Raw genomic sequence first — 22,908 nt, 5'->3', positions numbered from 1 at the left:
CACAATCTTGTATTGCGAGCGCAATACAAGATTGGATGTGCCGTCGAAATGACGCTCGTGGCCTCTCGCCCACGGTCGTGAGGGCGGCACTTGTCATCTCGAGCAAAATGATCCGAGACCCCGGGTCGGTCCGCCCGCCTGCCCCGCGCGTGGAAGAATAGGTGACCATGGCAGCACCCGTGAACCCGCCGCGCGGCATGCGCGATTTCCTCCCCGCAGACAAGGCGCGTCGTGAGCACGCGCTCGGCGTGATCAAGAACGTCTACCGCTCCCACGGTTTCGACGAGATCGAGACCCCGGTGGTCGAGGACTACGCGCGCCTGCACGCCGGGCTCGGGGGCGACAACGAGAAGCTGAGCTTCTCGATTCTGAAGCGCGGGATCCGGCCCGAGCAGTTGCAGGCCGCCGTCGAGGCGGGCAACGCCGAGCAGCTCGCCGACCTGGGCCTCCGCTTCGACCTCACCGTTCCGCTGTCCCGCTTCTACGCGAGCCACCGCGCCGAGCTGCCCCCCGTCTTCAGGGCCATTCAGATCGCTCCGGTGTGGCGGGCCGAGCGGCCGCAGAAGGGCCGCTACCGGCAGTTCGTGCAGGCCGACATCGACATCATCGGCGAGGCCGGGCTGCTCGCCGAGATCGAGCTGGTCACCGCGACATCGCAAGCCCTCTCGGCGCTCGGGCTCGAGGGCTGCGTGATCCGCGTCAACGACCGCCGCATCCTCTTCGGCCTGCTCGAGCACTGCGGTTTCGCCGCCGATACTCACGACCGCGCGCTCATCACTGTCGACAAGCTCGACAAGATCGGTGCCGCGGGCGTGGTCGAGGAACTGCGCGAGATCGACGCTGACGCCGCCGACCGGATCGGGGCTGTGCTCGCCACGGTGGAGCCCGCGCTCGAGGGGAAGGGGATCGCACTCACGCGATCCGCCATCGAATCCGTGCTGGCGGATACCGCCGAGAACCCGGGGGCTGCGGCCGGCATCGAGAACCTCGCCGCGCTGGGCGAGGCCCTCGAGGGCGCGCTGCCCGAGGGCGTGGAGGTGCGCTTCGATCCGACGCTCGTGCGCGGCATGGGCTACTACACCGGCACGATCTTCGAGGTCGCGCACCCCGGCTCGGGCAGCTCGGTCGGCGGCGGAGGGCGCTACGACGGGATGGTGGGGCGCTTCCTGGGGCAGGACGTTCCGGCGGTCGGGTTCTCGATCGGCTTCGAGCGGGTGGTGGATCTCATCTCCCTGCCCGAGTCGGCCGGCCCCGAAGCGGTCGCGCTCGTCTATGACGCCGAGGTGCCCTTCGCCGAACTGGTCGCCTTGAAGCGCGAGCTCGTCGCGCGCGGCCACCGCGTGCGGCTCGAGAAGCGGCAGAAGAACATGAAGGCGCTGCTGTCCCGAATCGCGGGCGAGGGCTTCACGAGCTTCGCGAACGCGCGGACGGGGATCGGCGTTGACGAGCTGGAGTTCCGCGCCCTCGCCTGCTGAGCGGGTTCGGCCGCATGACCCGGGCTGGACGTGCCCGGTGCGTTCGTTCGGATCTCACCGCTCATTCGGATCGGATCGTAGTGATCCGATCCGAATGAGCGGCACGATCCGAAATTCGGGACGCCCCGCGGAGCGCCTCCGGGTACGGTGCCGTCTTGTGCCAGCCGGGTTAGCGGTTGGTGATGTTGCCGGTGGTGCTTGCGATGGGGGCGAGGATGAGGGGTCGGGTGGCTGCGGTCGCGGCGATCGTGATGGCGAGGCCGGCGGCGAACCACCAGAACCCGGTCCAGGAGATGTCGGGGGTGCCGGCGTACATGTGACCGAGGTTTTTCAGGGCGCCGGTGGTGAACACGAGGAAGACGTGGATGATCACGAAGAGCACGAAGAACAGCATTGTGGGGTAGTGGATCGCGCGCGCCACGGGTGCGGGGTAGAACCTGTTCAGTTTCTCGGCGTGTTCGGGCCACCATTCGCTCATGCGGATGCCGGTGAGGATCGCGAGGGGGGCGGCGATGAACACGATCGTGAAGTACATGAGTTGTTGCAGGCTGTTGTAGTTCACCCACCCGTCTTCGACGGGCCATTCCAGCGTCAGGTACTGCAGGCCCGCGCTGAGCGCGTTCGGGAACACGTCCCAGCTGGTGGGCACGATCCTGGCCCAGTGCCCGGTCACGAACAAGAGCGTGATGAAGACGACGCCGTTGAGGATCCAGAGCACGTCGAGGCTGGTGTGGAGCCAGAGATAGATCGAGACTTTCTTGCCGCCGCGTTTCGGGGTGTAGAACGCGGGGGGTTTCTGCTGGTGCCTGACCGCGAGCCCGGAGCGGACGATGAGGGTCATGAAGAAGAAGTTCAGGAAGTGCGTCCATCTCGCCCAGGCCGGGAATCCGTCCTCGGTCTCGACGCGGGGGTGGTACTCGCCCGGGTAGCGGTCCAGGAACTCGGGTACGCCGGGGAGGGTGGTGAGGCCGCGGGCGGCGAGCACGATGATCCCGGCGGCGAGGATCGCGCCCCCGCCCCAGAGGGCGACGAGTTTCGCCCACTGGGACAGGGAGCGGGATCCGAGCATGACCGGCTCCCGCCGCACCCGCGACGACTGCCCGGTCGCGGGCTGGGGCGTCACGGTCGCGGACGCGGCCGACCCGGTGGCGGGCTGCGACGCTCCGGCGGGCGCGGCAGCCGGAGCGGGCGTCTGAGGCTGAGGCGCGGGCGCCGCAGGCGCGGCCGGTACTGGGTCCGTCGGCTCAGGAGCGGGCGCAGCCGTACCCGGCTCAGGAGCGGGCGCGGCGTTCGGTTCGGGATCCGGGATCGGACTCCCGGGTGCGGGGGTCGTCTGCGCCCTCGAGGCAGGGGCAGCGGCGGGCTCACTCGCGGGCGGCACCTCCGCGTCCTGAGGAGCGGCGTGCGCGGCGCGACCCGGAGCGGGCGCCGCCACGGGGGCGTGCTCCACGGGCGGCCAGGCCTGGCCGCCGGGGGTGCGGGGCAGGCCCCGGCGCAGGCGGACGCCCGCAACTGCACCGGTCCGGGCGCCGGACTCCTGCACCGGCACAGCCGACTCAGCAACGGCCGGTTCAGCAGCGGCCGGTTCCGTGACTGCCGGGGCGTCGACGGGCTGGACGGTCGGGGCGGCGGGGTTCGTGGGGCCAGTCGTGGCAACTGCCGGGGCGGCAGCGCTTGCCGGGGCGACAGCGTGTGTCGGGGAGGTCGTGGTCGCGGTCGGGGTGTCTGCCGGGAGCACGGGTGTGGCCGCGTGTGCGGGGGGCCAGGCCTGACCGCCCGGGGTGCGGGGCAGGCCCCGGCGCAGGCGCGGCCCGCCCGTGGCGGCTGCCGGCGTCGTGCCTGGGCTCGGGTGCGCGGCCGTCGTCCCTGCGTCGGGCGCGGTGACGGGCGTGGCAGGGGCGGGTATCGACGCGGGTGCGGCGGGAGTGCCGGCGGGTGCGGGCGTCAGCGGGACATCCGGGGCAGCGGCACTCGCCGGGCCGGCACTCGCCGGGCTGGCAGTCGTCGAGGCGACCGCGGTGTCTGCCGGGGCAGCAGCGCTCCTCGGGACGACCGTGGTGTCTGCCGGGGAGGCCGGAGACGCGGCCGCGGTCTCAGCCTGGGCTGTGGGTGTCGTTTCGTTGTCTGGGATGTTCGCGGCCGGTGGGGTGGCGTGTGCGGGGGGCCAGGGGTCGCCGCCGGGGGTGCGGGGCAGGCCCCGACGCAGAGCGGGGGTGGGGGTGGTCATGAGGGGTTACTGCTTTCGGGCGTTGAGGGCCGTGATCAGTTGCGGGACGATGGTGAACACGTCGCCGACGACGCCGTAGTCGGCGATCTCGAAGATCGGGGCGTCGGGGTCTTTGTTGATCGCGATGATCGTTTTCGCGGTCTGCATCCCGGCCCGGTGCTGGATCGCGCCCGAGATCCCGAGCGCGATATACAGTTGCGGGGACACCTGCACCCCGGTCTGCCCGACTTGATGCGATTGGGGCACGTATCCGGCATCCACGGCCGCCCGCGACGCCCCCACGGCCGCGCCGAGCGCGTCGGCGAGGTCCTCGACCAGCTTGAACTGCTCTTTCGATCCCAGGCCGCGCCCACCGGAGACCACTTTCGCGGCCCCGCGCAGCTCGGGCCGCGACGAAGACTCCACGACCGCGTCGAAACTCTCGATCCGGGCGGCGGGTTTGCCCGACCCGGCCACCTCGAGTGCCTCCACGACGAGGGGGTGCGGTTCGGCGCGGGCCTCGATCGCGCCCTGTCGCACGGTCACGATCAACGGCCCGGTCGTCGCCGCAGACACGGTGGTGTAGGCGCCCCCGTACACGGAGTGCTCCGCGATGATCCCTTCCTGGTCGCGGGCGACGCCGACCGCGTCGAGCGCGACCGCCCACCGCCCCCGCACCGCGACCCGCCCGGCCACGTCCCGCCCGTCCAGCGAGTGCGGCAGCAGCACCGCCACCGGGCGCACCGCCCCGATCGCGGCCATGACCGCGTCGACCACCGGCACCCCCAGCACCGACCCATCCACCGGCGCCGTCAACACGCGCACCGCCCCAAGCCCCGCCGCTGCGGCCGCGACCGCCTCATCCCCGGTGGGCACGAGCACCACCGGGGACCCCACCAGCGCAGCCGCCCCGACCAGGCCCGCCGTCGACGACGCCAACCCCCCGCCCGCAGCGAGCTCGGCCACCACCAACACCACACCCACACCAGCACCACCAGCAGCCGCACTAGCACTACTCGCAGCAGCCGCACCGGTGTCACCCGCAGGGGTGTGGTTCAGGTCACTCGTCACGTCATTCATCACGCCACCCCTTTCGTTACGCCAGTCGGTTCTCGGCCAGGAACGCCGCCAACTGCTCGCCCGCGTCGCCCTCGTCCACGATCTTCACACCCGCCGCCCGCGGCGGCCGCTCCGCGACCGACACCAGGATCGACCGCCCCACCGACCAATCCTCCACATCCACCCCCAGCTCGGACACTGACACCGTGTCGAGGGGCTTCTTCTTCGCCGCCATGATGCCCTTGAAATTCGGGAACCGCCCATCCGGGAACGCCTCCGTCACCGACACCACGGCAGGCAGCCCCGCCGACACCCGCTGCACACCCCCCTCGACCGGGCGCGTCCCCGACACGCCCTCCGGAGAGATCTCCGCCGACGACAGCCCCGTCAGATGCGGCACCGACAACACTTCCGCGACCATCGCCGGCACCACACCCCCCGCCCCATCCGTCGACGCGTTCCCCGCCAGCACGACATCGAACCCCGCACGCGACACCGCAGCGGCCAGCACCTCCGCCGTCAACCCCGCATCCGCACCCACGAGACCCTCGTCCACGACATGCACGCCCCGATCCGCACCCATCGCGAGCGCCTTCCGGACCGTCGACACCGACCCCGCAGGCCCCATCGACACCACCGTCACCTCAACACCAGCATGCGCCTCCGCAACCCGCAACGCCGCTTCGACCGCACGCTCACCGATCTCGTCCAACACCGCCTCAGACACACCCCGATCAGCCAACCCCGTCTCCAAACTCAACACCCGATCACCGTAGGTATCAGGCACCTCCTTCACCAGGACGATGATTCTCATTGCGCTTCCTCCGAGGGTCGGGGTCGGTCTTGGGCATGGGGACGGGCTTGCGGCTCAGGCGCTCCGGAGACAGCCTGGGCGCGGATCAGCCCCGTTGATACGGGCGTCTCGATCCCGTACCCGCCGAGTTTCAGGGGCTGCGTGATCGCCTTCGTGAGCAAGAGGTAGACCGTTGCTCCGACCAGGCACGACGGGATCGACGCGGTCGTATAGGCGAAGAGCGGCGACGGCACGTAGGTGATGGGGTGCAGCAGCAGTGTGTAGGTGACGGCACCCGCCGCGAGGGCGACGAACGCCACCGGGTTCCAGCCGTACCAGTAGCCGACCGCCGACTCCGAGGCCGGTTTGTAGAGCTCGCGGATCGGCACGCGGGTGCGGCGCAGCAGGAAGTAGTCGACGATCCCGATTCCCACGAGCGGGGCGACGAGGATCGCGCCCCACGACAGGAAGCGGCCGTAGTTGTCGTACACGGTGCCCGGGAAGAACACGAGCACGGCTGCGGGGCCGAGGATCACGACGCCCATGAGCGGCCAGGCCATGCGCTGGAACAGCTTGCCTCCGCCGCTGCGCAGCGCGAGCATCGAGCCGTAGCCCTGAGAGAGGATCGCCGTGATGTTGGCGAATGCGATCGCGACGAGCGCGATGATGCCGAACACGGTACCGGTGAGCGGGATCAGCCAGTCGGTGGGCTCGGTGATCTCGAGTACGAGTGCGGCGAAGGTGCCGATGAGTGCGGCGAAGACCGATGCGCCGAAGATGCCGATCCAGTTGGGCCAGAATGCGGCGCGGGCGCTGCGGGTGAGCCGGGCGAGGTTGCCCATGTTGGGCCACCACGCGAAACCGCCGGCAACGCCGAGCTCGATGGCGATCATGAAGCTGACGTGCGGGTTCTCCTCGGGGTCGAGCGCCGGGATCGCGGTGAGCTCCTCCCAGGAGACGCGCGTGAAGATGATGACGGTGATGACGACGAGCACGATGACGAGCGCGGGGGCGACGACCTGGCTGACGCGCTCGACCGAGACGGGGCCTCGGGAGAGGATCGCCCACGCGCTGACGATAGCGATGAGACCGAGGATGCTGACCGCGGCGCCGGTCTTGCTGAGCTCGACCCCGAAGGCTGCGTTGATGATGTTGACGACGCCGTGGCCCAGCATGATGGCGAGGATCGCCGACCAGCCCGCCGCGAAGATCGTCGAGGTGGTGATCATGATGAGGCGGGCCCCGCCGTGGCCGAAGATACCGCGCAGCATCACGAACTGCTCGACGCCGTACTTCGCGGAGGCGAGCACGGGCGAGAGCGCGACGAGCAGCACCGAGATGCCGTAGCCGATCACGACGCTGGCGATCGCCTCGACGGCGCCCACGTAGTAGGCCACGGTGGCACCCTGCAGAAACGCCCAGGTGGCGATTGCGAGGCCGATGTTGACGGTGGAGAAGTCCCAGAAACCCCAGATGCGCTCGCGGGGGAGCAGGGGCAGTTCGTTCAGCGTCGCGTCTTCGGGGACGCGGGCGACCTTGATGCTCTCGGTGTGGATCTGCTGCACCATCAGGCGGCCCACCAGAGCAGCAGCGCCGAGGCCGCCGCGAGCGCGCCGGCGGCGATGAGGAAGTCCCTCCAGGGCAGATTGGTCTGCACCATGCCGCCGCATCCCGGTGATTCCATGCGTTCCAGGCGCCGCTGCAGCTCGGCTTCAAGTTCTACTTCGTTGTCCACGTTGACCTCGATTCATGATTGGTCGACCAATCAATAAACGAGCTTGAGGAAGAATGCTCACGAAGTCAAGTGGCTGGCCATAATTGTTTGACTGACCAGTTAATGGCATACTGATGTGTCATGCAGACAGTGACGTCATCGCCGGCTACGCTGCCGGAACGAACCTCGGTCGTCGTCGTGGGCGCCGGCTACGCCGGTCTCTCGGCCGCCCTCGAGCTCCACGACGCCGGCATCGATGTGCTGGTGGTCGAGGCCCAGGAACGGGTCGGCGGGCGCACGCTCTCCCTCGTCGACGAGGGGGGAGTGGTCATCGATCACGGCGGGCAGTGGGTGGGGCCCACGCAGCGCGACTTCCTCTCGCTGGTCGAGCGCTTCGGCGTCGAGACCTTCCCCACCTACCTCGGCGGGCAGAACATCGAGCGCTGGACGGACGGCTCGAAGCGTCACTTCAAGATCGCGGGCCCCGACGACGGTCCGGGCATGCGCGAGTATGTGCGGGTCATGGAAGAGATCGATCGGATGTCTGCGGCGGTGGATCTCGAGAACCCCGCCGCGACACCGGGGGCTGTCGAGCTCGACAGCGAGACCGTCCACTCCTACTTCGAGCGGACGGTGCAGGATCCCGACGCCCGGTTGCGCCTCGCGCTCGCGGTGCAGAGCGTGTGGACCGTCGAGCCGCGCGATATCTCGATGCTGCACTTCCTCTTCTACGTCGCTTCGGCGGGCAGCTTCGATCAGCTGATGGAGGCCGAGGGCTGCGCTCAGGAGACCCGCTTTGCGAACGGCGCGCAGGAGGTCGCGAAGCGCATCTCGGTTCTGCTCGGTGATCGTGTGCGCCTCGGCGCGCCGGTGCGGCGCATCGAGCGCTCGGGGGACGGGGTGCGTGTTCTCACGGATGCCGGAGATGTGCGAGCGGATCGCGTGATCGTCGCAGTGCCGCCGCCGGCGGGCCAGCAGATCCTGCACGAGCCCCCGCTGCCGACGCCGCGAGCCCGGTGGCTCGCGAAGAGCCCGATGGGCGATGTCGTGAAGATCCATGTCAGCTATGACCGGCCCTTCTGGCGCGACCGGGGCCTGAGCGGCGAGTCGACGCTCTACGGCGATCCGCTGCTCGGTTTCGTGTTCGATAACTCTCCGCATGACGCCTCGGCCGGAGTACTGGTCTGCTTCGTCTACGCCGACCGGGTGCGGGCGTGGCGAGCCCTCGATGAGCGGGAGCGCGTGCGGGAGGTCATCGACACTCTGGTCGATCTCTTCGGGCAGGAGGCCGCGGCTCCCGTGCGCTACGCCGAGAAGGACTGGGCCGAGGAGCGGTTCATCGGCGGAGCCTACGCGGCGAGCCCGGCTCCGGGAGCGTGGATCGAGCACAGTGCTGCCGGGTGGCGCACCCCTGTCGGTCGCGTGCATTGGGCCGGCACCGAAACCGCGAGCGTCTGGAACGGATACATCGACGGCGCGATCTCGTCGGGGCGGCGGGCGGCCGCGGAGGTGCGCTCGGCGCTCGCTGAGAGCGAGCCGACGGGTTACGATGGGATTTCTGAGCCCTGAGAGGAACCGCCACCATGGTTCGACCGAGTGTTGAAGACGAGCGACGCGCGCAGATCATGGCGGCGACGCGCCGAGTGATGGTGCAGCGGGGGGTCTCGATGCTGCGCGTGGCCGATGTGGCGCGCGAGGCGGGGGTGTCTCCCGGGATCGTGCACTACTACTTCGCAAGCAAGGATGAGCTGATCCGCGAGACCTTCGAGGACAACTTCGCGAGTTCGCTCGAGCGGCGCGCCTCCATTCTCGACGAGCCGTTGCCGGCCGATGAGAAGCTGGATGCGCTGCTCGGCTCCTACGTGCCGCTGGATGAGGCGACGCGCGAGTCCTGGCATGTGTGGCTCGAGCTCTGGGTGGGGGCGCTGCAGGACGAGCGTCTGCGCCAGCTCAATGATGACGCCTACGACGAATGGCGCAGCCTCATGGGGAGCGTCATCGCCGAGGGGATCGAGCAGGGAGTGTTCGAGACCGATGATCTCCGCACGGAGGTGAATCAGCTGGTCTCGATGATCGACGGTCTTGCGGTGCAGGCCCTGCTCGGATCCTCGGTGATCTCGGCGGATGAGATGCATCGCATCTGCCGCGAATTCGTTCGCGATCATCTGATCGCCCGCTGACCGCTCGGGCAGCGGGATCGGAGGCCGATCTTCGAGGGTCGGGGTTGACTTCGGTCTCGCGCGTTCGCTAAATTAACTGATGAATCAATTAACGGCAATGATGCCTCGGATCAAGGACGACGATGCTGTTATCCGCTACTTCTGCTCTCGGCGGCGCCGACCCGGCGTCGCTGGGCTCGTTCAGCACCCCGGCCTCGGTCGCCGTGGTGGGGGCCTCGGCCGATCCCTCGAAGTGGGGGCACTGGCTCGCGCGTGGCGCGGCCCTCGGTAAGGATCGCCGCAGGGTCTACATGGTGAACCGGGCCGGGGCCGTTATCGAGGGCGTGCAGAGCCACACCTCGCTCGCCGAACTGCCGGAGGCGCCGGAGCTCGTGGCGATCTCGGTGCCCGGGCCGCTCGTGCTGGGCGTCATCCGAGAGGCTCTCGAACTCGGCACCCGCGCTTTCCTGGTCGTCGCCGCGGAGATGGAGGGGGAACGGGAGGCCGCGGAGCTTCTCGCGGAGCACGGGGCCCGCATGATCGGCCCCAACAGCCTCGGCATCTACTCGGCCGAGGGCGAACTGCAGCTGATGTGGGGCGGAATGCGCCCGGGCAGTCTCGCCATCGTCTCCCAGAGCGGTCAGCTCGGCAGCGAGATCGCGGCGATGGGGCAGCGCATGGGCGTCGGGGTCTCTCGGTTCGTCTCGCTCGGCAACCAGACCGATGTGCGGGCCGCCGAGGTGGTTCGCACTCTCGTCTCCGACGGATTCACGCGCACCATCGGTCTCTATCTCGAGGACTTCTCCGCGGCCGACGAACTGTTCGAGGCGCTCCGGGAGGCGACGGCCGCCGGCAAGCGCGCGGTGCTGCTCACAACCGGTGAGAGCAGTGCGAGTCAGGCGCTCGCCCAGTCGCACACGGGTGCTATGACCTCCTCGATGGATCTCGTCGACGCGGCATGCCGGGCCTCTGGAGTGCTGCGCGTGCGCACGCCCGCCGAGCTCGTACAAGTGGCCTCGTATCTCGATCGCAGACCCCCGCCCGCCGGCCCGCGCGTCGCGATCATCACCGACAGCGGAGGCCAGGGCGGCATCGCTGCCGACGAGGCCGCCCGGCTGGGGCTCGAACTGCCCGAGTTGAGCCGGGAGCTGCAGGATCGCCTGCGACGGCACCTGTCGAGCAGCGCCTCCACCCGCAATCCGATCGACCTCGCGGGGTCGGGCGAGGCCGACCTGGCGGTCTACGCCGAACTCCCGCGCCTGCTCGCGGAGAGCGGTGAGGTGGATGCGGTCGTGCTATCGGGATACTTCTGCAGTTACGGCCACGACACTCCCCAGCTGCTCGAATCGGAGCGTGCGATCGCCGATCGCCTCGCCGCGGTCGAGGGGGTGCCCGTGCTGGTGCATGCGATGGCTCCCGACTCGCGGATCGCCCATCACCTGCTCGACGCGGGAGTGCCGGTCTCCGGGCGCATCGAAGACAGCCTCTTCGCGACCGCGGCCGCTCATCGACTCGGCCGCCCCGCGCTCGCGCGCGGGGAACGGGGCCGGCCACTGGCAGCGGGCACGCAGACCGAGATCCGCGAGGCGCTCGCCGCGGCGGGCATCCCATTCCCCGAACTGCGGGTCGTGCGCACCGCAGACGAGGCGGGGGCCGCGGCCGAGGCGCTGGGCGGTACCGTCGTGCTCAAAGCGGCCTGGCTCGCTCATAAGACGGAAGCCGGGGGAGTAGCGCTGCATCTTCGAGGGGCGGTCGCCGCGCGCGAGGCCTTCATCGAGATGCACGCTCGGATCGGCGACGGAGACTACACGGTGGAGGTGCAGGATACGCGCGAGCACGTCGCGGAGTTCATCGTCGCTGCCCGACGCGACGCGACCTTCGGCCCGGTGGTCACCGTCGGTTACGGCGGCACCGAGACCGAGGTGTGGACCGATGTCGCGCTCGAGCTCGCCCCCGTCGACATCGACGCGGCGCGCGGCATGATCGCGAGCCTCAAGAGCTCGCGGCTGCTCGCTCCCTGGCGAGGCCGCCCCGCGCTCGACGGCGAGGCGCTCGCGCGCATCGTCGTGCGCCTCGGCGCCGTACTCGCCGCGAGCCCCGGCATTCGCGAGATCGAGCTGAACCCCGTTCGCGTCGGCATCGATGGCGCGCTCACGGTCGACTGCCTCGCGATCCCGGATCCCTGATCGGCGCCTGCCCGGTCGCCGCCTCAACCCTGCAAGACCAGCCACAGCACGAGCGACGTGAAGACGCGTCCCGGCACCTCAACGGAAGGAACCCCACATGAACCTCATGGACAGCACCCGCAGCGTCTGGAAGCTCAGCGATGAGCAGGAGGCGATCGTCGAACTCTGCGGCGACTTCGCACGCGAGCAGGTGCGGCCGCTGGGCCGCGAGGTCGATGAGGCCGACGACGGCTCCCCCCTCGAACTCTTCCAGGCGGCCGCGCAGGTCGGCATCACCGACTTCATGATCCCCGAGGAGTTCGGGGGCGGGGGTTTCACCGATCTCTTCACGCAGTGCCTGGTGCAGGAGCAGCTGTGCTGGGGCGATCTCGGCATCGGCAACTTCCTCTGCTCGAACGGCTTCTTCGCCGATCCGCTGCTCGTGCTCGGATCTGAAGAGCAGAAGGAGCAGTGGCTGCGGCCCCTCACCGGTGAGAACCCGATCCTCACCGCCCTCGCCACCACCGAGCCGGGCGCGGGGTCGGATGCGGCCTCCATCACCACCCGCGCGGATCGCACCGACGGCGGGTACCTGCTCCGCGGGCAGAAGGCGTGGATCTCGAACTCGGGCTACGCGGATCAGTACGTGGTCTTCGCGAAGACCGACCCGGCGCAGCGCTCGCGCGGCGTCAGCGCCTTCCTGCTCAAGAAGGGGGCGGAGGGCTTCACGATGGGCGAACCGATGAAGAAGATGGGGCAGCGGGCGATTCGCTGCCGTGAACTGTTCTTCGACGACGTGTTCGTCCCCGAGGAGAACCGCCTCGGTGCGGAGGGCGAGGGCTTCATCGGCCTCATGAAGACCTTCGACGCCTCGCGCATCGTGCTCGCCGCTGCCGCGACCGGCTGCGCCCGTGCCGCCTATGAGTTCGCGCTGAACTACGCCCGCGAGCGGGTGCAGTTCGGCAAGCCCATCATCGAGCACCAGGCGGTCGCCTTCCGGCTGGCCGATATGGCCACTCGGATCGACGCCGCCTGGCTGCAGACCCTCCGTGCGGCCACCATGTTCGATCAGGGCAAGCCCGTGGTCGCCGAAGCCGCGATGGCGAAGCTGCAGGCTTCGGAGACCGCAGCCTTCTGCACCTGGGCCGCGGTGCAGACGCTGGGCGGCTGGGGCTACTCGCGCGAGTTCCCCGTGGAGCAGTGGATGCGCGACGCGAAGCTCGAGGAGATCGAGGAGGGCACCTCCGACATCATGCGCCTCGTGATCTCGCGCAATATGTGACCTTCGGTTATATTGACTGAAGGATCAATTATGAACGTCAAGGAGGACGTCATGCGATATCCCAGGAGAACCCTCGTCGTCGCCTCGATCGCGGCAGCGGGACTGGCCCTCACCGGTTGCGTCGGCGGAGGCGGCGGCGCTCCCGATGAGCAGACTCTGACCGTGACCATGTGGGGCGGCGCCGCGCAAGAGGGGCACGTCGCGACGGTCGTACAACCGTGGGCCGATGAGAACGGTGTCACAGTGCAGCAGGACTCGCCCACCGACTACGCCAAGCTCGACGCGATGGTCGACGCGGGCAAGGTGAGCTGGGGAGTGGTCGAGACGGAGCCCAACTACACCGATACGGCCTGCAAAGCGGGCACGCTCACGAAGCTGAGCGACGAGGTGAAGCAGGCGGCCGAGGAAGCCGAGGTCGATCCCGCGTTCATGAGCGATTGCGGGATTCCGATTCTGCAGTATGCGTTCACGATCGGGTATAACACGGAGAAGTTCGCTGATGGGCACCCGACGACGTGGGAGGAGTTCTTCGATACGGAGAAGTTCCCGGGGAAGCGGGGGTTCTGGAAGTATGCGACGGGCGGGATCTTCGAGGCGGCGTTGCTCGCGGATGGTGTGGCGCCGGAGGATCTGTATCCGCTGGATCTGGATCGCGCGTTCGCGAAGTTGGACACGATCAAGGATGACATCGTGTGGTACGACACGGGTGACCAGCAGACGCAGCTGGTCGCGAGCGGCGAGGCGCCCCTGGTGCAGGCCTGGAACGGCCGCATCACCCAGGCCGCCGCTGACGGACAGCCCGTCGCCAACGAGTTCGGCGAGAACCTCACCACCTACGAGCACGTGGTGATCCCGCAGGGGTACCCCAATACCGAGCTCGCCGAGGACTGGATGGTCTGGTTCCTCTCGAACCCCGAGGCGCAGGCCGATCAGGCGATCGAGACCGGATACGGCCCGGCCTCGCCCCGGGCGCTCGAGTTCGTCCCGGCCGAGGTGCAGGCCGAGCTCGCGGGCAGCGAGGCGGTCGATTCCCAGGCCGCGGCCACCATGGACTACGGCTACTGGGCGGAGAACTACGGCGACGTCACCGAGCGCTTCAACGTCTGGATGGCGCAGTAGGAGAGTTCGCGGATACCGGCCCCGTCGGTTGTGCTGGCAGCGTGCCGGTGCGGCCGGCGGGGCGAACTCTGCCCGGCGTCAGGTGCGCATACGCTATCGGTGAACCGTTCGACTGAGCAACGGTTCAGTTTCGAGGTGGAGGGGGAGGCCGTGGCCGGTCAGGCGCGTGGGGCGGAGCGCCGGGAGGACATTCTCGCGGCGACGGTGGAGCTGGTGGGAGAGCGCGGACACCAGGCCGTGCGCGTCGCCGACGTGGCGCGGCAGCTCTCGGTCAGCGCCGGGCTCATCATCTATCACTTCGGCACGAAGGGGGAGCTGCTCGCGGCCTCGTTCGCCTTCGCCGCGGAGCGAGACCTCGAGGTGGCGCGGGGGATCGCCGAGCGCGAGACGGGCGCGCTGCGGCGCCTGGTGGCGATCGTCGATTGGTATCTGCCGACGGACGCGAGCTTGCGCAGCTGGCGGTTGTGGCTGGACGGCTGGGCGGCGAGTCAGTTCGAGCCTTCGCTCGCCGAGGTGATCCGCGGGTTCGACGCCGCGTGGCGGGACCTGATGACGTGCGCGCTGCGGGCGTGCGCGGAGGGCGGCGCGGCGGAGATCGACGACCCGGAGGAGGCTGCCGTGCAGCTGATGTCGTTCCTCAACGGCATGGCTGTGATGAGTGTCACTGCGCCCGAGTGGGCCGAGGTCTCGGATACGACCGCGCGGGTGCGCGGGTTCCTGGCGCGTCAGTTCGGCGTTTCGTCGGAGGGGCCATCCGTGTGACCGGACTCCGTCGAATCGGTCTTGACTTCATTCCGGTCCTGCTGCACACTCTTAACTGAACCGTCATTTAATAAACAGATGACGGCCCGAATTGGCCTGGTTCTCGAAGAGGAGACGTGCATGAGTGTGAAGACCGTCGACGAGCGGCCGTCGTTCATGGAGATCACCTGGCATGACAGCCGCTCGCCTGCAGTGGGGTACGTCGTGATTGACCGGCTGCTGCGCGGCGTGTCGAGCGGCGGTCTGCGCATGCGCGCCGGATGCACCCTGGACGAGGTGCGCGGCCTCGCGAAGGCCATGACCAAGAAGGAAGCGGTGCACCTGAGCGAGGGCTTGAGCTATGTGCCCGTCGGCGGAGCGAAGGGCGGCATCGACTTCGATCCCCGCGATCCCGATGCGGCGGGCGTGCTCGAGCGATTCCTCGACAGCCTCGCCCCGATCCTGCGCAGCTACTGGGCGGTCGGAGAGGATCTCGGAGTGCGCCAGGACGTCATCGACGAGATCTTCGAGCGGCGGGGCTGGGACAGCGCCGTCGCTCCCGTGCGTCGGCTGCTCGGCGACGATGCGGCGGTGGAGGCCTCAGACGCGCGGGTGGCGAAGGCCTTCGAGGTCACGGTCGACGGCATCGCGCAGGACGAGCTCGTGGGCGGGTACGGCGTCGCCGTCGCAGCTCTGACGGCGATGCGGCTGCGGGGCCTCGCTCCGGATAGCGTGCGCGCGGTGGTGCAGGGACTCGGCTCGATGGGCGGCGCCACCGCCCGCTTCCTATCGCGAGCCGGCGTGAAGATCGTCGGCGTCGTCGATGCGGCCGGCGCGGTCACCGACGAGAGCGGGCTCGACGTCGAGGCGCTGCTGGCGGCCCGGGATCGCTTCGGCACGGTGGACCGCGAACGGCTCCCCGAGGGTGCGGTCGCGCTGCCCGGCGACGAATGGCTGAAGATCGACTGCGAACTGCTCGTGCCCGCCGCGATCTCCAACTGCATCACCGTCGACAACTGCGGCGATGTCGCAGCGCGGCTGATCGTCGAAGCGGCGAATCTGCCGGTGACCCCCGAAGCCGAGGCGCGGCTCGCGGCTCGCGGCGTCGAGGTGATCCCAGACTTCATCGCCAACTCCGGCACGAACGCCTGGTGGTGGTGGGTGCTGTTCGGAGACGTCGACGGGAGTTGGGAGCAGTCGCGGAGGATGCTCGACGAGCGACTGGACGAACTCACCGAGGAGGCGCTCGCCGCGGCCGATGCCGCGGGCATCACGCCGCGCGAGGCGGCCCTCGGCCTGGTGGGCGAACGACTGGCCCGGATCGAAATCGACGAGAGCTGAGGGTCGGGATGAGCAGCGAAGCAGGCATGGGCGGATACTCGGTGCCCGAGACGGAACGCGAGCGGGCGCTCGCGGCGGGAATCGATCCCCGGAACACCGGTCTCGCCGTCATGCAGACCCTGCGCGGATACGGGATCGATGCGGTCTTCGGCATTCCGGGCACGCACAATCTCGAGTTCTATCGCCACCTGCCGCGATTGGGCATCCGCGCCGTGACCTCGCGTCACGAGCAGGGCGCCGGCTACGCCGCAGATGCATGGGCGCAGCGCACCGGGCTGCCCGGGGTCGTCATCACGACCTCGGGGCCCGGACTGCTGAACGCGCTGTCGTCGGTGGGCACGGCCTACTGCGAATCGCGCCCGCTGATCGTGCTGTCGCCCGGTGCGCCGCGCGGGATGGAGGGCAGCTCCATCGGCATGCTGCACGAGACGAAGGATCAGCTGGGAGCCGCGCGCGCCATTGCCGACCGGGCCGTGCGCGTCGCCAGCGCCGAGGAGGCCGTCGAGGCCGTGCACGAGGCATTCGCCGTGCTGCGCTCCGGCCGGCCGCGGCCCGTGTACATCGAGGTGCCGCTCGACCTGCTCGAGGAGTCCACGGATATCTCGATCGAGTCGCTGGGTCCGCGCGAGGCGCCGCCGGCCCCGCAGCCGGTTAGCGCGGATATCGAGGCAGCGGCCCGGCTCCTCGCCGAGGCCGAGCGGCCGGCGATACTCGCGGGATCGGGCGCGCGCTCGGGCCGTGAGGCGCTGCAGACCATCGCCGAACTGCTGGGTGCGCCCGTGGTCACCAGCTCGAACGGCAAGGGGGTCGTCGCAGAGTCGCATCCGCTCGTCATCGGAGCCGAGCTGCGGCTGAAAGCCGCGGTGGACGTGCTCAACGAGGCCGATGCGCTCCTCGTCGTCGGTTCGAAAGTCGCCGTCGGCGAGTTCGCCGCGGGTGAGTTCGCGCCGACGGGGCGCGTGATCCGGATCGACATCGATGAGTCCCAGGGGCGCAACAATCTGGCAGCGGAGCGGGTGCTCATCGGAGACAGCGGCGAGGTGCTGCCGAGCCTGCTCGACGCATTGCGGGCGCTCGGCCCGGCGGGGGAGTCTTCGAATGAGCGTGCGCCCTGGATCTCGGTCGACGAGGTGCGCGCCGCGTGTCTCGCGGAATCGGACGGATACGGGCCCGGGGTCGGCGCGGTGGCGGCCCGCATCGCAGCTGCGCTGCCCGAGGGTGCGATCCTCACCGGTGACTCGTCTCAGATCTGCTACTCGGGCATGGCCGGCCACTTCCGGGCAGAGGGGCCGGCTGAGTGCATCAACATGATCACCTACGCCACCCTCGGCTACGGCCTGCCGGCGGCGATCGGAGCGAAGATCGCCGACCCGGATCGCCCCGTCGTCTGCGTCACGGGCGACGGGGCGCTCATGTTCTCGGTGCAGGAACTGCAGACCGCCGCCGAGCAGCACCTCGATCTCACCGTGATCTGCGTCGACAACGGGGGCTACGGAGAGATCGAGCAGAACGAGCAGGATCGCGGCATCGAGCCGATAGCAGTCCGCCTGAGTCAGCCCGACTGGCCGACGGTCGCGCGGGCGTTCCGCGGGCGCGGCTTCGCCGTCGAGTCCGCTGGTGAACTCGAGGAGCGGATCGCCGAGGCGGTCGAGCACCCGGGGGTCTCGCTCGTGCACGTGCCGATGGGGCTGTTCGAATAGGCGCCGCATCCGGTGAGCGGGCGGGCGCGCTTCGTCGGGCTGTTGCCACGGCCGAGAATGAATGTCATAGTTATCAAGGTTGATTGATTAATCAGTCAATTAAAGCGTCAAGGAGGACGTTGATGAAGAAGAGACTGGTCACCGCATTCGCCGGAGTGAGCGCCGCAGCTCTGATGCTGACGGCCTGCACCAACGGCGGGGGCGGCGTGAGCGAGGACACCCTGACGATGGTCGACTGGGGCGGAGAGACTCAGCGCGTGGCGATGGAGCAGCTCTACCAGCCGTGGGCCGAGGAGAACGGCGTTACGATGAAAGAGGACCAGCCCACCGATTACGCGAAACTCGACGCGATGGTCGACGCCGGCAAGGTCAACTGGGGGACCGTGGAGGTGGAGCCCAACTTCACGGACTCCGCTTGCGCGAACGGCACGCTCGAGAAACTCGGAAAGGAAGTGCTCGACGCGGCGGCCGAGAACGGCGTGGACCCCGAGCTGGTGAGCGATTGCGGGATTCCGATTCTGCAGTATGCGTTCACGATCGGGTATAACACGGAGAAGTTCGCTGATGGGCACCCGACGACGTGGGAGGAGTTCTTCGATACGGAGAAGTTCCCGGGGAAGCGGGGGTTCTGGAAGTATGCGACGGGCGGGATCTTCGAGGCGGCGTTGCTCGCGGATGGTGTGGCGCCGGAGGATCTGTATCCGCTGGATCTGGATCGCGCGTTCGCGAAGTTGGACACGATCAAGGATGACATCGTGTGGTACGACACGGGTGACCAGCAGACGCAGCTGGTCGCGAGCGGCGAGGCGCCCCTGGTGCAGGCCTGGAACGGCCGCATCTTCAAAGCTCAGAGTGAGGGCGAGCCGGTCGCCAACGAGTACGGTGAGAACCTCGGCACCTACGAGCAGATCGTGATTCCGAAGGGCTATGCGAACAAGGACCTGGCGCAGGACTGGATGGTGTGGTTCCTGGGCGCCACGGAAGCGCAGGCGGAGTACTCGCGTCAGACCGGCTACGGGCCCGCGACCCCTGCCACGCTCGAGGAGCTCAGCGCTGACGAGCAGAGCGAACTCGCGAACAGCCCTGAGAACATCGAGCAGCGCTCGGCCATGATCGACTACGGCTACTGGGCCGAGAACTACAGCGAAGTCACCGAGCGTCTGAACGTCTGGATGGCCGGGTGACGAGATGACTGCCACGCATACGGAGGCGATCGCCACAGCTGCGACGTCCGGCTCCGAGGGGCCTGTGAAACCGAAGCGGTCGATGAAGCGCTACTTCGCGATCGACGGCTGGGGCGCCCTGGTGCTGCCGCTCCTGCTGTTCCTGGTCGTGGTCTTCCTGGTGCCGCTCGTGGCGATGCTGGTGAAGAGCTTCACCGATCCCGAACCGGGCCTCGACAACTATCGCGCCGTCTTCGCCGAGCCGCTGTATATGAAGGTGATCTTCAACACCTTCTACGTGGCGACCCTGGTGACCCTGGTCACGCTGCTGCTCGCCTACCCGTACGCCTACCTCATGACGCTGGTGAAGCCGTTCTGGCGCACGGTGATGATGGTGATCATGCTGATCCCGTTCTGGACCAGCGTTCTGGTGCGCAGCTTCGCCCTGATCGTGCTGATGCGCGATACGGGCGTGATGAACACCCTGCTCATCGACACCGGGATCACGGACGAGCCGATCACCATGCTGCGCACCTTCGGCGGCGTCGTCTTCGGCATGGTGCAGGTCTCGCTGCCGTTCGCGGTGCTGCCGATGTACGCGACGATGAGCGGCATCGACAAGCGCCTCAGCCTGGCGGCGCAGAATCTGGGTGCCCGTCCCTCGGGTGCGTTCTGGCGGGTGTTCGTGCCGCTCAGCGTGCCGGGCGTGGCCGCCGGGCTGCTGCTGACCTTCATCCAGGCGCTGGGCTACTACATCACCCCGGCGCTGCTGGGCGGCCCGCAGAACACCATGATCGGTGAGCTGATCGTGCAGCAGGTCTCCGCAGTGCTCAGGTACGGCTTCGCGGCGGCCCTCGCGACGATGCTGCTGCTGCTCACGCTGGCGCTGCTGGGGCTGGCGAGCAAGTTCCTGAACCTCGAGAAGGCACTGATGAGGAGATCCTGATGACGAAGATTCTCACGCGCACCCTTCTCGGCCTGCTCGCGGTCGCGATCGCCGTCTACCTGCTGATGCCGGTGCTGGTGATCATCCCGATGTCGTGGTCCGAGAGCCCCTACCTGGCGTTCCCGCCCGAGGGATTCACCACGCAGTGGTACGAGCGATTCTTCTCTGATATGGCCTGGATGAGCGCCCTCGGCAACAGCCTGACCGTCGGTCTGCTGTCGGCCCTGCTCTCAGTCGTGCTGGGCACGCTCGCGGCTCTCGCCCTGGTGCGGGGCAGGTTCCCCTTCCGCGGCCTCATCATGGGGGTGCTGCTCGCGCCGATGATCGTGCCGTTCGTGATCGTGGGCCTCGCCGTCTACATCACATTCCTGAGCCTCGGGCTGACGCAGACGACCCTCGGTTTCGTGCTCGTGCACACCTGCCTCGGCGTGCCGTACGTGATGATCAACGTCGTGGCCTCGCTGAGCTCGGTGGACCGCCGACTCGAGATGGCCGCGATGAACCTGGGCGCGGGACCCGTGGAGACGTTCTTCCGCATCACGCTGCCGTTGATCTTCCCGGGCATGTTCGCGGGCGCGCTGTTCGCGTTCATCACGAGCTGGGACGAGGTCGTGGTCGCGATCTTCCTCTCGGGCCCCGAGATCACGACGCTGCCGGTGAAGATGTGGTCGGGCATCCGCGTGCAGATCGATCCGACGATCGCGGCCATCTCCACGCTCTCCCTCGTCGTGATCCTGGCCGCCTTCGGCTGCCAGGGTCTGGTCAAAATGTTCTCTTCCGCTTCCGAGCGTCGTCGCCGTAAGCGTATTGCCCAACTGCAGGAGGAAGTCGCATGACTGCTCAGCCCACCTACACTCAGCAGCTCTCCACGATCGGGGAGCAGGCGGGCGCGGCGATCCGCGTCTCCGATGTCGTGAAGACCTACGGCGACGTGACCGTGCTCGACCGGGTCAGCCTCGATATCAACGCCGGGGAGTTCATCACGCTGCTCGGGGCGAGCGGCTCGGGCAAGTCCACGCTGCTCAACATCCTGTCGGGCTTCACGAAGGCGGACGGCGGGCGGCTCGAGGTCGACGGAGAGGACATCACGCGCCGGCCGCCGCACAAGCGCGGTCTCGGCATGGTGTTCCAGCACTACGCCCTGTTCCCGCACATGAACATCTTCGACAACGTCGCGTTCGGCCTGCGCCGCCAGAAGCGGCCCAAGGGCGAGGTGCAGCAGCGGGTGACCGACGTGCTGCGCATGATCCAGATGGAGCACCTCGCCGACCGCAAGCCCGACCAGCTCTCGGGCGGTCAGCAGCAGCGCGTCGCACTCGCCCGCGGCATCGTCTTCGAGCCGCGCGTGCTGCTCATGGACGAGCCGCTCGGCGCGCTCGACAAGCTGCTGCGCGAGGAGATGCAGCTCGAGATCCGCAGGATCCATCAGGAGCTCGGCATCACCTTCATCTTCGTCACTCACGATCAGCACGAGGCGCTGACGATGTCGGATCGCATCGCCCTGCTCAAGCACGGCAGGATCGAGCAGCTCGGCACCCCGAAGGAGCTCTACGATGCTCCGAACTCGCGATACGTGGCGGAGTTCATCGGGGAGTCGAACCTGTTCGAGGGGCGCGTCGCGGACGGGGCGTTCATCGATGCGGGCGGTAATCGGTTCGGCATCCCGGCCGGTCAGGGCGAGCTGCTGATGGTGCGCCCCGAGCACGTGCGCGTCGCGGCCAGCCCGGATGGGCTGCAGAACGCCGTGCCCGTGCGGGTGTTCAACACGGTCTATCTCGGCAGCGACGTGGTGGTGTACGGGCGCGCGGAGTCGGGGCAGGCCATCGTTGCGCGCACCCCGGTCTCGCACGGCGCGGCGGTGCCCCTCGAGGGCGACCGGGCCGTCATGACCTGGACCACCGAGGACAGCCGGCTCGTGCCCGACTCGGAATCCGCTCCGCGCGCGTAGAGGCAGAGCCGGTAGGGGAGCCTGCTGGCGCGGCCGCGGGTTTCCGCCCGGTACGACCGAGGGGGTGCGGGATCGCGAGATCCCGCACCCCCTCGGCGTTGCCCGCAGGTCAGGTGAGCAGGCCCGCGAGGCGCGACCGCACGATCGATTCGCTCTCGCTCACCACCCGCTCGATGAGCTCCGACGTGCTCGGCACGTCGCCGATGAGCCCCTGGGTCTGCCCGGCCCACCACACGCCGCCGTCGACCTCGCCGTTGCCGAGGGCTCGCTCGCGGCCCCGCGCCCCCGATGCGAGGTGGGCGATGTCTGCGAAGGTGGTGCCCTCGCGCTGCTCGATCTCGATGATCTCGTCTGAGACCGCGTTCTTCGCGACGCGGGCCGAATTGCGGAACTTGCGGAACACCACGTTGGTGGAGCGCTCGGTGTTCTCGACGATCTGCCGCTTGATGTTCTCGTGCACCGGAGACTCTGTGGTGGCGACGAAGCGCGTGCCCATGTTGACCGCGTCGGCGCCGAGGGCGAGCGCCGCGACGAGGCCTCGCGCGTCGGCGATGCCGCCCGAGGCGATGATCGGGATATCGAGCTTGTCTGCGGCGGCAGGGATCAGCACGAGCCCGCCAATGTCGTCCTGGCCCGGATGGCCGGCGCACTCGAAGCCGTCGATCGATACGGCGTCGACGCCGATCGACTGGGCCTTCAGAGCATGACGCACGGTGACAGCCTTGTGGATCACCTTGACCCCGCCGGCCTTGAACGCGGGGAGGAAGGGCTCGGGGTTGTTGCCCGCGGTCTCCACGAACGGCACACCGGCCTGCACGATCGCGTCGGCGTACTCGTCGTAGGGGACCGGGTTGATGGTGGGCAGCATGGTCAGATTCACGCCGAAGGGCTTGTCGGTGAGTTCGCGTGTGCGCGCGATCTCCTGAGTGAGCTCCTCGGGCGTCGGCTGGGTGAGGGCCGACAGGAAGCCGAGCGCGCCCGCGTTCGCGACGGCGGCGATGAGGGGCGCGCGCCCCACGGCCGTCATGCCGCCGCAGACGATGGGGTGCTCGATGCCGAAGGTTTCGGTGAAGCGGGTGCGGAAAGGCATGGATCCT

The 22,908-nt window shown here is 68.6% G+C and carries 20 protein-coding genes; 14 read left to right on the top strand and 6 right to left on the bottom strand.

Annotation, left to right across the window (positions count from 1 at the left end; genetic code table 11):
• The first annotated feature begins 167 nt into the window (after nt 1–167).
• Nucleotides 168–1,475, top strand: coding sequence for a histidine--tRNA ligase (gene hisS, locus KVY00_RS04330; protein WP_223044502.1), 1,308 nt, complete (start codon nt 168–170; stop codon nt 1,473–1,475).
• Between the two features lie 169 nt (nt 1,476–1,644).
• Here the strand turns inward: hisS and KVY00_RS15525 are convergent, their stop codons facing one another.
• Nucleotides 1,645–2,544 (bottom strand): cytochrome b/b6 domain-containing protein, encoded by a 900-nt coding sequence (locus KVY00_RS15525; RefSeq protein ID WP_255572756.1) that lies wholly within the window; start codon nt 2,542–2,544, stop codon nt 1,645–1,647.
• Between KVY00_RS15525 and KVY00_RS15520 the strand changes: the two genes are divergently transcribed.
• Nucleotides 2,543–2,671: a hypothetical protein gene (locus KVY00_RS15520; protein WP_255572755.1), complete on the top strand. Its 129-nt coding sequence runs from the start codon at nt 2,543–2,545 to the stop codon at nt 2,669–2,671. The two genes, KVY00_RS15525 and KVY00_RS15520, sit on opposite strands and share 2 nt — an antisense overlap.
• A gap of 1,037 nt (nt 2,672–3,708) precedes the next feature.
• On the opposite strand, the gene KVY00_RS04320 is transcribed toward KVY00_RS15520, so the two are convergent.
• The 4 genes from KVY00_RS04320 to KVY00_RS04305 are packed head-to-tail and all read right to left on the bottom strand — an operon-like array spanning nt 3,709 to nt 7,268.
• Nucleotides 3,709–4,761, bottom strand: a complete 1,053-nt coding sequence (locus KVY00_RS04320; RefSeq protein ID WP_223044500.1) for an electron transfer flavoprotein subunit alpha/FixB family protein — start codon at nt 4,759–4,761, stop codon at nt 3,709–3,711.
• 16 nt (nt 4,762–4,777) lie between these two features.
• Nucleotides 4,778–5,554 (bottom strand): electron transfer flavoprotein subunit beta/FixA family protein, encoded by a 777-nt coding sequence (locus KVY00_RS04315; protein WP_223044499.1) that lies wholly within the window; start codon nt 5,552–5,554, stop codon nt 4,778–4,780.
• Complete coding sequence (locus KVY00_RS04310) at nt 5,551–7,101, bottom strand: purine-cytosine permease family protein (RefSeq protein ID WP_223044498.1); 1,551 nt, start codon at nt 7,099–7,101, stop codon at nt 5,551–5,553. The genes KVY00_RS04315 and KVY00_RS04310 overlap by 4 nt, the downstream gene beginning before the upstream one ends.
• Nucleotides 7,101–7,268, bottom strand: a complete 168-nt coding sequence (locus tag KVY00_RS04305; protein ID WP_223044497.1) for a hypothetical protein — start codon at nt 7,266–7,268, stop codon at nt 7,101–7,103. Before KVY00_RS04305 ends, KVY00_RS04310 begins: the two co-directional genes overlap by 1 nt.
• Before the next feature lie 120 nt (nt 7,269–7,388).
• Here KVY00_RS04305 and KVY00_RS04300 point away from each other — a divergent pair, with 120 nt between their 5' ends.
• The 12 genes from KVY00_RS04300 to KVY00_RS04245 all read left to right on the top strand — a co-directional run bounded on the left by KVY00_RS04300 (nt 7,389) and on the right by KVY00_RS04245 (nt 21,811).
• Nucleotides 7,389–8,816, top strand: a complete 1,428-nt coding sequence (locus tag KVY00_RS04300) for a flavin monoamine oxidase family protein (RefSeq protein ID WP_223044496.1) — start codon at nt 7,389–7,391, stop codon at nt 8,814–8,816.
• Nucleotides 8,817–8,830: 14 nt separating this feature from the next.
• Nucleotides 8,831–9,427, top strand: coding sequence for a TetR/AcrR family transcriptional regulator (locus KVY00_RS04295; RefSeq protein ID WP_223044495.1), 597 nt, complete (start codon nt 8,831–8,833; stop codon nt 9,425–9,427).
• Nucleotides 9,428–9,549: 122 nt separating this feature from the next.
• Nucleotides 9,550–11,592 carry an acetate--CoA ligase family protein gene (locus KVY00_RS04290; protein WP_223044494.1) on the top strand — a complete coding sequence of 681 codons (2,043 nt, stop codon included), beginning with the start codon at nt 9,550–9,552 and terminating at the stop codon, nt 11,590–11,592.
• A gap of 97 nt (nt 11,593–11,689) precedes the next feature.
• Entirely contained in the window at nt 11,690–12,853 is a 1,164-nt protein-coding gene (locus KVY00_RS04285; protein ID WP_255572754.1) for an acyl-CoA dehydrogenase family protein, read from the top strand.
• A 30-nt stretch (nt 12,854–12,883) separates the two neighbouring features.
• Nucleotides 12,884–13,972, top strand: a complete 1,089-nt coding sequence (locus tag KVY00_RS04280; protein ID WP_223044493.1) for an ABC transporter substrate-binding protein — start codon at nt 12,884–12,886, stop codon at nt 13,970–13,972.
• A gap of 99 nt (nt 13,973–14,071) precedes the next feature.
• On the top strand, nt 14,072–14,734 hold the full coding sequence (locus tag KVY00_RS04275; RefSeq protein WP_223044492.1) for a TetR/AcrR family transcriptional regulator: 663 nt from the start codon (nt 14,072–14,074) through the stop codon (nt 14,732–14,734).
• 120 nt (nt 14,735–14,854) lie between these two features.
• Complete coding sequence (locus tag KVY00_RS04270; protein ID WP_223044491.1) at nt 14,855–16,054, top strand: Glu/Leu/Phe/Val dehydrogenase dimerization domain-containing protein; 1,200 nt, start codon at nt 14,855–14,857, stop codon at nt 16,052–16,054.
• Nucleotides 16,055–16,062: 8 nt separating this feature from the next.
• Nucleotides 16,063–17,754 carry a thiamine pyrophosphate-binding protein gene (locus KVY00_RS04265; RefSeq protein ID WP_255572753.1) on the top strand — a complete coding sequence of 564 codons (1,692 nt, stop codon included), beginning with the start codon at nt 16,063–16,065 and terminating at the stop codon, nt 17,752–17,754.
• A 122-nt stretch (nt 17,755–17,876) separates the two neighbouring features.
• The gene (locus tag KVY00_RS04260; RefSeq protein WP_223044490.1) at nt 17,877–18,938 is read left to right on the top strand and encodes an ABC transporter substrate-binding protein; all 1,062 of its coding nucleotides are present in this window, start codon (nt 17,877–17,879) and stop codon (nt 18,936–18,938) included.
• Nucleotides 18,939–18,942: 4 nt separating this feature from the next.
• Nucleotides 18,943–19,863 carry an ABC transporter permease gene (locus KVY00_RS04255; protein ID WP_223044489.1) on the top strand — a complete coding sequence of 307 codons (921 nt, stop codon included), beginning with the start codon at nt 18,943–18,945 and terminating at the stop codon, nt 19,861–19,863.
• Nucleotides 19,863–20,699, top strand: a complete 837-nt coding sequence (locus tag KVY00_RS04250; protein ID WP_223044488.1) for an ABC transporter permease — start codon at nt 19,863–19,865, stop codon at nt 20,697–20,699. Before KVY00_RS04255 ends, KVY00_RS04250 begins: the two co-directional genes overlap by 1 nt.
• Entirely contained in the window at nt 20,696–21,811 is a 1,116-nt protein-coding gene (locus KVY00_RS04245; protein WP_223044487.1) for an ABC transporter ATP-binding protein, read from the top strand. Before KVY00_RS04250 ends, KVY00_RS04245 begins: the two co-directional genes overlap by 4 nt.
• A 109-nt stretch (nt 21,812–21,920) precedes the next feature.
• Here KVY00_RS04245 and KVY00_RS04240 read toward each other — a convergent pair whose 3' ends face one another.
• Nucleotides 21,921–22,901: an NAD(P)H-dependent flavin oxidoreductase gene (locus KVY00_RS04240; protein WP_223044486.1), complete on the bottom strand. Its 981-nt coding sequence runs from the start codon at nt 22,899–22,901 to the stop codon at nt 21,921–21,923.
• Nucleotides 22,902–22,908 lie beyond the last annotated feature (7 nt).

It is taken from the genome of Leucobacter tenebrionis (assembly GCF_019884725.1).
Taxonomy (GTDB): Bacteria; Actinomycetota; Actinomycetes; order Actinomycetales; family Microbacteriaceae; genus Leucobacter; species Leucobacter tenebrionis.
The sequence above is the reverse complement of the archived record's forward strand: the minus strand, read 5'-3'. Positions and strand labels throughout refer to the sequence as shown.